The sequence below is a fragment of the Serratia sp. NA_112.1 genome, from assembly GCF_052691715.1.
Genome location: NZ_JBQZFO010000010.1, coordinates 52,866 through 65,276 on the forward strand (window position 1 = coordinate 52,866; position 12,411 = coordinate 65,276).

Below are 12,411 nucleotides of genomic sequence, written 5' to 3' on the forward strand. Positions count from 1 at the left end.
CACTGGCTAGCAACGTGCATTCACCACCGAGGGAATAGACTGTAAGGCAGTTCACAGTTTAGCCTTGTCATCAGGGCGCAGCGGTTGTTTCGGATCAGGGACATTGTCAGGTAACATCGCAAAAAACAGTCTGTTACCTGACGTCGCCTTAATGCGACAGAGCCATAAAAAAAGCCGGTCACCCAAGTGACCGGCCTGACGCCTCAGCATTTATTACAGCAATGGAAATTATGCGTAAACCGGCAGGCGGGCGCAGATATCCAGTACTTTCTTCTTGGTGCGTTCGATGGTGGCTTCATCGTTGATGTTGTCCAGCACGTCGCAGATCCAGCCAGCCAGTTCACGCACATCAGCTTCTGTGAAACCACGACGGGTCACTGCCGGAGTACCGATACGCACACCGGAGGTGACGAACGGGCTCTTGGGATCGTTTGGCACGCTGTTTTTGTTCACGGTGATGTTGGCGCGGCCCAGGGCAGCGTCAGCTTCTTTACCGGTCAGGTTCTTATCAACCAGATCCAGCAGGAACAGATGGTTATAGGTGCCGCCGGAAACCACTTTGTAGCCGCGCTCCAGCACCACTTCCACCATAGCCTTGGCGTTTTTGGCCACTTGCTGCTGGTAAATTTTGAACTCAGGCTCCATGGCTTCTTTCAGCGCCACCGCTTTACCGGCGATCACGTGCATCAGCGGGCCGCCCTGGCCACCTGGGAACACGGCGGAGTTCAGCTTTTTATACAGATCTTCATCACCGCCTTTCGCCAGGATCAGGCCACCGCGCGGACCTGCCAGGGTTTTGTGAGTAGTGGTGGTCACGATGTGTGCGTGAGGGACCGGGTTCGGATAAACGCCGGCGGCGATCAGGCCCGCTACGTGCGCCATGTCAACGAACAGGTAAGCGCCGATGCTGTCTGCAATTTCGCGCATTTTTGCCCAATCAACGATACCGGAGAAGGCAGAGAAGCCACCGATGATCATTTTTGGTTTATGAGTCTGAGCCTGTTTAGCCAGATCTTCGTAATCGATTTGACCTTTTTCGTCGATGCCGTAAGGCACCACGTTATACAGCTTGCCGGACAGGTTGACCGGTGAACCGTGGGTCAGGTGGCCGCCGTGCGCCAGATTCATGCCCAGAATGGTGTCGCCCGGCTGCAGCAGCGCGGTATAGACAGCGAAGTTCGCCTGGGAACCGGAGTGCGGCTGGACGTTGGCGTAATCTGCGCCGAACAGCTCTTTTGCGCGGTCGATGGCCAGTTGCTCAACGATATCCACATATTCGCAGCCGCCGTAATAACGCTTGCCCGGATAACCTTCAGCATATTTGTTGGTCAACTGGGAGCCCTGGGCCTGCATTACGCGCGGGCTGGTGTAGTTCTCAGACGCAATCAGCTCAATGTGCTCTTCCTGACGCACAACTTCTTGCTCCATTGCACGCCACAGTTCGGCATCGTAATCAGCAATGTTCATTTCACGCTTTAACATCCGGCTTCTCCTGACTAAATCAGCTAACTAAAAAATCACCAAATAACTACCCGTTCGGGTTCTGCGCCACAGTGTAAACTGTTTCGCCCCACCGAGGATAGGCCTTGACAGAGGTTTTTACGCAAACGATTGGCATTAGGCGCAGCAAGGCTTTGATCCGATAAAGCACCTCATTCAGCAACGGACTTTTACTCATGCTGATAATGCGGTTTTTTCATGTTCTGTGAGCGAGATCGTCGGCTGGCGACTCCGCAAGAAAAACAGGGGTATTTACAGCCACGGCAGAAACCGTTAGGATGCTTTCAAACAAAAGATGCATTATAAATGCATTATTAAAGTATTCCAATAATGTCCGACCAAGGAGCGCCACCATGCTGGATAGCCAAACCATCGCCACCGTAAAATCTACCATTCCCCTGCTGGCCGCTACCGGGCCAAAGCTGACCGCCCACTTCTACGACCGTATGTTCGAGCATAATCCCGAGTTAAAAGATGTGTTCAATATGAACAACCAGCGCAATGGCGATCAGCGTCAGGCCCTGTTCGATGCCATCTGCGCCTACGCCGTGAATATCGAGAATCTGGCGGCGCTGTTGCCGGCGGTGGAACGTATCGCCCAAAAGCATACCAGCCTGAATATTCGCCCGGACCAGTATCAAATTGTCGGCAGCCATTTGATTGCCACGCTGGATGAGATGTTCAGCCCAGGCCAGGAAGTGCTGGACGCATGGGGCAAAGCCTACGGGGTGTTGGCGGACGTATTTATCCAGCGCGAAGGCCAGATTTACCAGGCCAGCGAAACCGCCGAGGGCGGTTGGCGCGACCTGCGAGCTTTCCGCATCGTCAAAAAACAGCCACAAAGCGACGTGATTTGTAGCTTTGTCTTGGCGCCTGTAGACGGCGGCAAAGTGATCGACTTCAAACCAGGCCAATACCTGGCGGTCTATATCAAACATGACAGCATGGAAAATCAGGAAGTACGCCAATACTCGCTGACCACTTCACCTAACGGCGAATACTACCGTATCGCAGTCAAACGTGAAGATCAGGGCAAAGTATCTAACTTCCTGCACCAGCAGGCCAAAGAAGGTGACGTGATTTACATCGCCCCGCCGCACGGAGATTTCTTCCTCGATGTGCAGCCGGAAACGCCTGTGGCACTGATTTCCGCCGGCGTCGGCCAAACCCCAATGCTCGGCATGCTCCACACTCTGCACGATAACCAGCATCCGGCGGATATACACTGGCTGCATGCAGCGGAAAACGGCGGCGTTCACGCCTTTGCCGATGAAGTTGCGGATATTGCCGGCCGCATGCCGAATCTGAGCCGTCACGTGTGGTACAACCAACCGGGTGCCAATGATGTGGTAGGCCGCGACTACCAGAGCCGTGGCCTGATGAACCTCAGTGCCCTGCGCGAAACGCTTGCCACGCCGCAGATGCATTACTACTTCTGTGGGCCGCTACCGTTTATGCAGTCTGTGGCCAGCCAACTGCTGAGCATGGGCGTAGAGGCCGATCGCATCCACTATGAATGCTTCGGCCCGCACAAGGTCATGTAATTGAAAGGGGCGCGGCCTGTTACCGCGCCCCTCCGTTATTTCTCCGCCAGCTTGCGTGTCTCCTTTACCTGCTGCGCCGTGACCGGTGCCGCCTGGTTGCCCCAACTTCCCCGCAAATAACTCATCAGCTCAGCAGCCTGCTGGTCGTTCAAGGTCCAGGCGTAACCCGGCATGGCGAGCGCAGTTGCATGCTGAGTGATCGGTGTATGTGCTCCTTCCAGCACCACGCGCAGCGCGGTTAACGGGTTCTCCGCCGTGACCGTTGCGTTACCGACCAAGGCAGGAATGGTGTTGTCGCTCCCCTCTCCTTTGTTACCGTGACAGGTTGAACAGTACATGGCATAGGTACGTTGCCCCGCTTGCCAGTTGTCGACCGCCATGGTTACGGGTTTCTCCAGCGGCGATTTTTCTGCCGCCAGACTGTGCAGATAAGTGGCAATGGCGTTCAAGTCACCGTCGGTCAGATATTGCGTACTGTGACTAACCACTTCACTCATCGGCCCTGCGACTGCCGCATGTTGGCTGCGCCCGGTTTTCAGCAAGGCCACCACTTCATCCTGTTTCAGTCCGCGTATTCCTGAAGCGTACCAGCCATCGAGTTCAGCACCGCTCAGGAAGGCTGGAGCTTTGCTGTCCAGCCCTTTCTCCTGCATCGCCCAGCCACGCGGCGTATGGCAACTGCCGCAGTGCCCAGCCCCTTGCACCAAGTAGGCGCCACGATTCCATTCGGCACTCTGGCTGGTGTCCGGCTGGTAAGGCGCATCCTCATGGAAGAGTTGGTTCCAGACCGCCAGCGGCCAACGCATCGACAGCGGCCAACTGATATCACTGGCACGGTTGGCGGTATTCTGCGGCGGGACTTCCTCCATCAGATAGTCATACAGCGCGCGCATATCTTCCGCATTCATTTTGGCGTAAGAGGTATACGGCATCGCGGGATACAACCGATGGCCGTCTTTGGCGATCCCCTGGCGCATGGCGCGATCAAACTCGTCAAAAGAATAAGCACCGATGCCCTGCTGCTTGTCCGGCGTAATATTGGTAGCGTAAATATTGCCCAGCGGGGTCGGGAACTTCATGCCGCCAGCAAACAGTGCGCCACCCGGCGAGGTATGGCAGGCGGTGCAGTCACCGGTCCTGGCCACATATTCCCCGGCCGACATCGCCTGCGCCGAGCCCCCCGCCGCCAATAACGTCAGTAAGTACAGTGAACGCATGCTCATGCCCCCTCCTTGGCGGCAGCGGGAGCATGGCCGAAAGCCAGTTCATTAACCGCACGCCATGCCTGGTCGATCGCCGAGTTGGCATATGGACTCCAGTCAGAGTCCGAGTTGGCAATCACAATCTTGCCGATCGGCTTACGCGCTGTCGCAATGATTTTCTTTGCTTCATCTTCGTCGTCAAACAGTCCATTGAGGAAATAGGAATAGCCATGCGACCAGCGGTTTACGGTGATCGCTTCGATATCACGCTGGTGATCAAAACCGGCGGAACCGAGCATGCCCTGCAACTGCTCACGGATCATCTGCTCATGCACTTCAAACGGCGTGCCCAACAGCAAGGCACGACCTTTGCGCGACTGTTCGCGCGGGCTTAATCCGCTGCCCGCCAGCGTCGGCACATACACCATGTGCAGGCCGATCGGTTGGTTTGGATCGCGCGGGTGCTGATAGCCGCCCATGCTCACCGGATAATCCAGCTTCACGCGGCAATACGGCGCCGTTGGCGAGTAAACTTCATGCACACCCAGCTTAATAAACGACTGCCAGTTACGGATCACCACTTTGCTGTACACCAGCGGCGACTTGACGTTCAGCTTCAGCGCCTGCTGCTGTTCAGGCGACATTTCCGGCACCAGATAAGGGATCATCATGTTGTAGCCGGCCATCACTACCTGCCCGGCGCGCACCTTGGTCATTTTCTCGCCGGTCATGTAGGTCACTTCGACCTTGTCACCGACGTTGGCCGCGTGCAGTCCGGTGCTGTTCAACCGTAATTTTACCGGTGACTCCGCCCGGTCAAGCTGGCTGTAGTCGAACTTCGCCAGCACTATGTCATTCATGTCCTTGCCACCTGGCGCTACCGCCGGGATCAGATGGCGTACCATTAAGCGAGTCAGAGTGGCGTTGCCATCGGGGAAGTGGAACACGTAAGGATCGTCGAGATCCGCCTGTGACTCTTCGTCCAGCGGCGGCAGGTTCATGCCGTTCAGGCCAGGCAGATCGCAAATACGCGCATCGCTGCAGGAAGTGGCGTCGATGCCCACCGCCTGGAAGTCACTGGTGGTTTGTTGGAAATAGCGGATCGCCATTTCACTCAGGCCGACCTTGTCACGCAGGAACTCGGTATAGCTGTGTTTGTCGAGCCATTCGCTTTTCTGCTCCTGACTCAATTCCGGCAGGTAATCCTTATCCACAGTGTGCAGTGCAATCAGCGCTTGGCGATCGCTTTCCGGCAGCGGGAAATCACCGATAAAAGCTTCGTAGGAACGGCCATTGAGGCGATCTCGGGGAATATCATCCGCTACCATACGGCCAGGATCACCGTTAACCACTTTGTCGACGCCGAAGTTTTTGCGATCGAAATAGACGCCGCGGCTCAGGTTAAGATCCGGATAGAAGGTTTTATCAAAAGCCTTTTCCAGATTGTCGATGCTGACGCCCAGCTTTTGCAGCAGCCCCATCGCCACCGGACTGAAGTTGGATCGCGGTGACTGCAGCGACTCACTGCCGCCGTAGCCGAGAATGGTGCCATTTTCGCTGCTGAATTCATTGCGCTTGGCGTGGCCGCCGAAGTCATCATGGTTATCAATCAGCAAAATACGCTGCTGCGGCCCCTTCATTTGCTGCCAGAAGCAGGCGGCCGCCAGCCCGCTGATACCGGCACCAACCACCACCAGATCGAACTCTTCCATGGCTGGGATGCTGGCAAAATCGAAGGCCTTGCCGTCACGCCCCAGTTGATGTGCATGTTCAAACGAACCGGGGTGGTTGCCGCGCAGCCCGGTCAGCGTCGGTGGGTAATAGAGGGTTTGATTGGCGGTTTGCGGCGATGCCCGCAGGATCTGCATCGGCGTTAACCCGGCGGCGATGGTGATCGCCACCCCATTAAGAAAATCGCGTCTGGTGATGCTCATAATTGGCTTCCTTCTATTTTTATTATCATCAGACCGGCCGGAGCCGGTCTGAAAGCCGCGTTATCTTTCAGATAAAACCTGATTAATCAATGTGTAAACACCACGTGGCGAATAGCAGTGTAATCTTCCAGACCATACATCGACATATCCTTGCCGTAGCCGGACAACTTTTGGCCACCGTGCGGCATCTCGCTCACCAGCATGAAATGGGTATTCCCCCAGGTGCCCCCGTATTGCAAACGGGCGCTCAGACGGTGCGCCCACCCCACGTCCCGGGTCCACAGTGACGACGCCAGCCCGTAGTCATGCAGATATGACAAGGGCGCAGCATGCTGCGCCCTCAGGGGGTTCAGATCAGAAACGTCACATCAAATCGCTTCTTCGTCCTGCTCGCCAGTACGGATACGCACTACGCGCGCCACGTCGAAGACAAAGATTTTGCCGTCGCCGATTTTGCCGGTTTGCGCAGTCTGCATGATGGTCTCGACGCAGGTATCGACGATATCGTCGGCCACCACGATCTCAATTTTCACCTTTGGCAGAAAATCGACCATGTACTCCGCGCCACGATACAGCTCGGTGTGGCCCTTTTGGCGGCCGAAGCCTTTCACTTCGGTGACGGTCATCCCGGTAATGCCAACCTCAGCCAGCGCTTCACGGACATCATCCAGTTTGAACGGCTTGATAATAGCGTCGATCTTTTTCATCTTGTTTCCTTTACCAATTTTTGCGGCCAAAGCCGGATGTGATTGGGTAGCGGCGGTCTTTGCCGAAATTGCGGGCGGTGATGCGCGGCCCAACGGCGGCCTGACGCCGTTTGTATTCGTTGATATCCACCAGGCGGATGACCTTGCGCACGATCGCCTCGTCGAAGCCTTCGGCCACCAGATCGGCAACCGACTTATCACGTTCAACGTAACCTTCCAGAATCGCATCCAGAATGTCGTACGGCGGCAGGCTGTCCTGATCGAGCTGATCCGGTGCCAGTTCTGCGGACGGTGGACGATCGATTACCCGCTGCGGGATCACGTAAGATACGGTATTGCGGTATTCGGACAGTTTGAACACCAGCGTTTTCGGTACGTCTTTCAGCACGTCGAAGCCGCCTGCCATATCACCATACAGCGTGGCGTAACCTACGGCCATCTCGCTTTTATTGCCGGTAGTCAGCACGATGCTACGGCGCTTGTTGGACAGCGCCATCAACACCACGCCACGGCAGCGTGCCTGCAGATTTTCTTCGGTAGTATCGCGTTCGGTACCGGCAAACATTGGCGTTAGTTGGCCCATAAAGGCGTCGAACATAGGTTCAATAGAAACGATATCGAATTCAATGCCGAGGATTTCCGCCTCTTCTTTGGCGTCGGCGATACTGATATCCGCGGTATAGCGGAACGGCATCATCAGCGCCTGCACTTTATCTTTACCCAACGCATCGACGGCAATCGCCAACGTCAGTGCCGAATCAATGCCGCCAGACAATCCCAGTACCGCGCCCTTAAAGCCATTTTTAGTGACGTAATCACGCACCGCCAACACCAGGGCTTCGTACACTTGTGCCAACTGTGGCAACTCGGCGGCCGGTGCGGTCATTGGCACCACTTCCAGCTCATTGAGCTCAAGCAGGGTCACCTGCTCGGCAAACGCCGTCAACCGATGGGTCATATTGCCGGCCGCATCGAACACCTTCGAACACCCGTCGAAAATCAGCTCATCCTGCCCACCAATCTGGTTCAGATACACCAGTGGCAGATGGGTACGTTGGCAATGGCCGGCCATTAGCGTCTTGCGGATATACGGCTTTTCGCGATTGTAAGGCGAGGCATTGATCGACAAAATCATTTCGGCACCGGCAGCCTTGGCGGCATCGACCGGCCCAGGGAACCACAGATCCTCGCAAATCAGCAGTCCCAATTGATAGCCTTTCAGCTCAACCACGCAGGTTTCGTTACCGGCCAAGAAGTAGCGTTTCTCATCGAAAACGCCGTAGTTCGGCAACTGCTGCTTGAAGTAACGCGCCAGTAACTGCCCTTCAGAAAACAGCGACAGCGCATTATACAGCTTGTCACCTTCGCGCCACGGATGGCCAACCAGAATGGCGACCTCGGCAGAGGCCTGCTGCAGACGCTGCAGCTGTGCGTCACAGCGCTGATAAAAATCGTTGCGGTACAGCAGGTCTTCCGGCGGATAGCCGGAGAGCGCCAACTCGGTGAACATGACCAGATCGGCTCCCGCCTTCTGCTGCTCTTGCACGGTTTGCAACATGCGTTCGGTGTTGCCTTCAATGTCACCGACCAGCAGATTTAGCTGGGCCAGTGCGATGGAAAGTGATCTGCTCATTGTTTAGGATCCCGCTTAATACGTTCCATGGTGCTTTGTGTTGGGCCACGCCACAAACCAGAGAACGGAGTGTAAATCATTCCACCGCATTTGTTGAGAACCTGCATGCTCAGGCTGCGGCGGAAAACATCATTCTTTAAAATCGTTGGCGTCCAGTTCATGGCGCGACAGCAACTTATAAAACTCGGTACGGTTGCGGCCCGCCATACGCGCGGCCTGGGTCACGTTACCCTTGGTGATCTGCAACAGTTTGCGCAGATAGTGTAATTCAAACTGATTGCGTGCCTCGACAAAGGTCGGCAAGGCGGTATTTTCCCCTTCCAACGCCTGCTCAACCAGCGCTTCGCTGATCACCGGCGCAGAGGTCAGGGCCACACACTGCTCGATGACGTTCACCAGTTGGCGCACGTTGCCCGGCCAGGTGGCAGTCATCAGGCGTTTCATGGCGTCCGTTGAGAAGCTGCGGACGAAGGGTTTATGGCGCTTGGCCGATTCGCGCAGCAGATGATTGGCCAGCAGCGGGATATCCTCGGCACGCTCATTCAACGCCGGGATCTTCAGGTTCACCACGTTCAGGCGGTAGTACAAATCCTCGCGGAATTCGTTTTTCGCCATCGCCTTTTGCAGATCGCGGTGGGTGGCGGAAATGATGCGGACGTCAATGTCCAGATCGCGGTTGCTGCCCAGCGGGCGCACCTTGCGCTCCTGCAATACGCGCAACAGCTTAACCTGCAGCGAAAGCGGCATATCACCGATCTCGTCGAGGAACAGTGTGCCGCCGGCTGCCGCCTGGAACAACCCTTCGCGACTGCTGACCGCACCAGTAAAGGCCCCTTTGGCATGGCCAAACAGCTCGGACTCCAGCAGTTGCTCCGGCAACGCACCGCAGTTAATGGCGATAAACGCCTTTTTACCACGAGGACTGGCACCGTGGATCGCCTGCGCCAACACCTCTTTACCGGTGCCGCTATGGCCGTTAATCAATACGCTGACATCAGACTGCGCCACCATTTTTGCCTGCTCCAGCAGACGCAGCATAATCGGGCTGCGGGTGACGATGTCTTCACGCCAACTGTCATCACCGGCCGGCAGTGACAGCGATAATGCATCGTCGATGGCTTTGTACAGCGCATCGCGATCCACCGGTTTGGTCAGGAAGCTGAACACCCCTTGCTGGGTAGCCGCCACCGCGTCCGGTATCGAGCCATGAGCGGTCAGGATGATCACCGGCATGCCAGGCTGATGCTTTTGGATTTCGGCAAACAGCGCCATGCCGTCCATTTCATCCATCCGCAGATCGCTGATCACCAGATCAATCTTCTCACGCCCTAACAGGCGTAGCGCTTCCTGGCCGCTTTCAGCGGTAGTGACATGAAAACCTTCGCTGGTCAGGCGCATCCCCAGCAGCTTAAGCAGGCTGGGATCGTCGTCAACCAATAACAAATTGGCCGGTTTGCGTGCGGTCATTGCGCGTGAGACTCCTTGTTAGCGGGGGGCGGCGCGTAGGTATCTTCCGGCTCCACCGGCAAAGCGGTACCCTTCTCAGGTTCTGCATCCGGTTCTGCAGCCTTGGCCGGCGCGACTTTCTTGCCCGTGGCGTCGGTTTTTTGCTGCGTTCCGCTGTTGTCCGGGATATCACTCTGCATCTGCTTGCGCGAAGAGAGCTGGCGTTCGATATCGGTCAGATTTTCCAGCTTGCGCGAAGTGTCCTGCAACTGTGCCTGTAAGCGCACCTGGCTCTGGCGCAGCGTATCGATCTGGCTGTCGGAGCTTTCCTGCAGGTGCTGATAGCGCGCCTTTTCATCAAACAGAGTGATCTGCAGCACCTGCTGTTGACGCCACAACTGCAACAGCGGGCGCAGTGAGCTTGGGAACTCCATGCGGTAACTGTTCAGGCGGTCGATCATCTGGCGACGTTCGCCCGAGGTCGGCTCGGCACTGCTCAGCAGGATGCTTTGCTTGAAAATACCGTCCCAGCTGTTGCCGGGCAGCGTTTTCGCCAGCGTACGCGCCTGGGTTGAACCGATACGATCGGCACAGTCCATGGCACGCAGCCAGTAAAGTGAGTTATTCAACGCATCTTTTTCGTCGAGCAACCACAGGCTGTCGCATGCTGCGATACGGTAATCCACCACTTTGGTGTCCGGGATCGCTTCCTGCTGAGGCTGACCCAGGTCACCACTGACCGCCCGATCGACGCACCCCGCCAGCAGAAACGGCATAAAAAGAACGCTGCCTAAAAAGGAAAATCGACGCTTGCCGAGCGGCGTGCCCTGTGTGGCACGCGGTGAACGTTCGGTCTGCGAGAGACGAAGGCGTTTAGACCATGTGTACATTATTATTCATTCTCGGCGGTTAATGGCAATTCAATACGGAAGCAAACGTCTGTGCCGGCAACTTCAACCAACTGCAGTTCGCCACGCATGCGGCGGATACAATCCTGCGCAATGCTCAGCCCCAGACCGCTTCCTTTTACCGCCCCTTTTCGCTGGTGACTACCCTGGAAAAAAGGCTCAAAAATCATGGTTCTCTCAGCTTCGGGGATCGGCGTGCCGCTGTTTGCGACATCAATTTGTACCCGTTGCCCAACCTGACGGCTGCGGATCCAAATGTTACCGGATTCCTGGCCGTAGTGCACCGCATTGGAGTAGAGATTATCCAGCACGCGCATTAATAGCGTAGGCTCTGCCCAGCATATTTCCGCATCCAATTGGATCTCGGTGCGGATCAATTTTGCCCGGGCCGGCAAACTGTGTGCCGCCACCACCATTTCGACCATCTCTTCCAGCTCGACATTCTCATGCTCTGCCGGGCCATCGGCCAGTTTGCGGTTGTAATCCAGCAGTTGTTCAATCAGTTGCTGCAGGTGGCGGCTGCTGCCGTCGAGAATAGCCACCACCTCTTTTTGATCGGAGGTCAGCGGACCGGCCACTTCATCCGCCAGCAGCTCGGTACCCTCACGCATGCTGGCCAGCGGCGTCTTTAGCTCATGCGAGATATGGCGCAGGAACTCATGGCGCTGCGACTCCAGCCACGCCAGACGTTCACTCAACCAAATAATCCGCTGGGCCAGTGAACGCAGTTCACGCGGCCCTTTGAAAGTATCGGTACTGCCCAATGCTCGCCCTTCCCCCAAACGGTTGATCATTCGCTCTACCGCTTTTACCGGGCCGATAATCATCCGGGTGAATAACACCACCAGCATCACGCTGACTAGGAACAGCATCAATGCCTGCCAGCCGAAGAACTGGCCGCGCTCGGCAATCGCCTGCTGTAACTGCTGACCGCGAGAGAACACCACGGCGCGCGTGGCCTGCACCATCTCGGCATTAGAGCGTGAAAACGATTCTAACAGCGTGGAAGCCTGCGGATCCGGGCCGCTGCTTTGGCATTTAATCGTCGCGAGCTGGGTCAGCAGATCGCGCAAGGTTTGATAATAGCGTTCATCCGGCAGGATCGGCGCGTGGGCATCGAGCATCTGTGAATACTGTTTGCGCTGGTTTTGGTACAGCCGCGCCAGAGTGGGATCGACCAGTACGCAATATTGGCGGTAACTGCGTTCCATTTCCAGCGCTACGCTGGTCATCGCCTCGCTGCGTCGTGCATCCACCAGCGTGGTGCGGTTGATGTCTGCCGCCTGGGCGCTGAGGTGATCCAGGCTCTGGTAAGCCTGATAGGCCAGCACCAGCAGCGGCAACAGTACCAGCAGGAACGCCATCAGCACCAGTTGGCGCAGCGAGCGGGGAAATAAACGCCATCTTTTCAACGAAATCATCTCATTGTCTCTAGTCTGCTTCGATGCTAACCGAGTCGCCGATGAGAGGAAAGCCCGGCGTTCAGCGCAGCGTCAGGAAAATATAGGGAAGCGTGCCGCAGGTAGGAGTTTGCGTT

The 12,411-nt window shown here is 56.3% G+C and carries 9 protein-coding genes and 1 pseudogene; 1 reads left to right on the forward strand and 9 read right to left on the reverse strand.

The features are described from left to right. Positions 1-228 precede the first annotated feature (228 nt). Positions 229-1,482, reverse strand: a complete 1,254-nt coding sequence (glyA, locus tag ACUTQ5_RS17610; RefSeq protein ID WP_445652290.1) for a serine hydroxymethyltransferase — start codon at positions 1,480-1,482, stop codon at positions 229-231. Positions 1,483-1,853: 371 nt separating this feature from the next. Between glyA and hmpA the strand changes: the two genes are divergently transcribed. Then, positions 1,854-3,044 carry an NO-inducible flavohemoprotein gene (gene hmpA / locus ACUTQ5_RS17615; protein WP_445652291.1) on the forward strand — a complete coding sequence of 397 codons (1,191 nt, stop codon included), beginning with the start codon at positions 1,854-1,856 and terminating at the stop codon, positions 3,042-3,044. Between the two features lie 35 nt (positions 3,045-3,079). On the opposite strand, the gene ACUTQ5_RS17620 is transcribed toward hmpA, so the two are convergent. The 8 genes and pseudogenes from ACUTQ5_RS17620 to ACUTQ5_RS17655 form a co-directional block, all read right to left on the reverse strand. After that, positions 3,080-4,267 carry a c-type cytochrome gene (locus tag ACUTQ5_RS17620; protein ID WP_445652292.1) on the reverse strand — a complete coding sequence of 396 codons (1,188 nt, stop codon included), beginning with the start codon at positions 4,265-4,267 and terminating at the stop codon, positions 3,080-3,082. Next, positions 4,264-6,180: an NAD(P)-binding protein gene (locus tag ACUTQ5_RS17625; protein ID WP_445652293.1), complete on the reverse strand. Its 1,917-nt coding sequence runs from the start codon at positions 6,178-6,180 to the stop codon at positions 4,264-4,266. Before ACUTQ5_RS17625 ends, ACUTQ5_RS17620 begins: the two co-directional genes overlap by 4 nt. Positions 6,181-6,266: 86 nt before the next feature. Then, a pseudogene (locus tag ACUTQ5_RS17630) lies at positions 6,267-6,485 on the reverse strand (aldehyde dehydrogenase family protein); the annotation flags it as partial. A gap of 63 nt (positions 6,486-6,548) precedes the next feature. Continuing rightward, positions 6,549-6,887 (reverse strand): nitrogen regulatory protein P-II, encoded by a 339-nt coding sequence (glnB, locus tag ACUTQ5_RS17635; protein WP_004847623.1) that lies wholly within the window; start codon positions 6,885-6,887, stop codon positions 6,549-6,551. Between the two features lie 10 nt (positions 6,888-6,897). After that, positions 6,898-8,520 (reverse strand): NAD+ synthase, encoded by a 1,623-nt coding sequence (locus ACUTQ5_RS17640; protein ID WP_445652294.1) that lies wholly within the window; start codon positions 8,518-8,520, stop codon positions 6,898-6,900. Between the two features lie 129 nt (positions 8,521-8,649). After that, a complete protein-coding gene (glrR, locus tag ACUTQ5_RS17645) occupies positions 8,650-9,987 on the reverse strand; it encodes a two-component system response regulator GlrR (RefSeq protein ID WP_012146357.1) in 1,338 nt (445 codons plus the stop codon). Beyond that, on the reverse strand, positions 9,984-10,856 hold the full coding sequence (gene qseG, locus ACUTQ5_RS17650) for a two-component system QseEF-associated lipoprotein QseG (RefSeq protein ID WP_445652295.1): 873 nt from the start codon (positions 10,854-10,856) through the stop codon (positions 9,984-9,986). Before qseG ends, glrR begins: the two co-directional genes overlap by 4 nt. 2 nt (positions 10,857-10,858) lie before the next feature. Then, on the reverse strand, positions 10,859-12,295 hold the full coding sequence (locus ACUTQ5_RS17655; RefSeq protein ID WP_445652296.1) for a HAMP domain-containing sensor histidine kinase: 1,437 nt from the start codon (positions 12,293-12,295) through the stop codon (positions 10,859-10,861). Positions 12,296-12,411 lie beyond the last annotated feature (116 nt).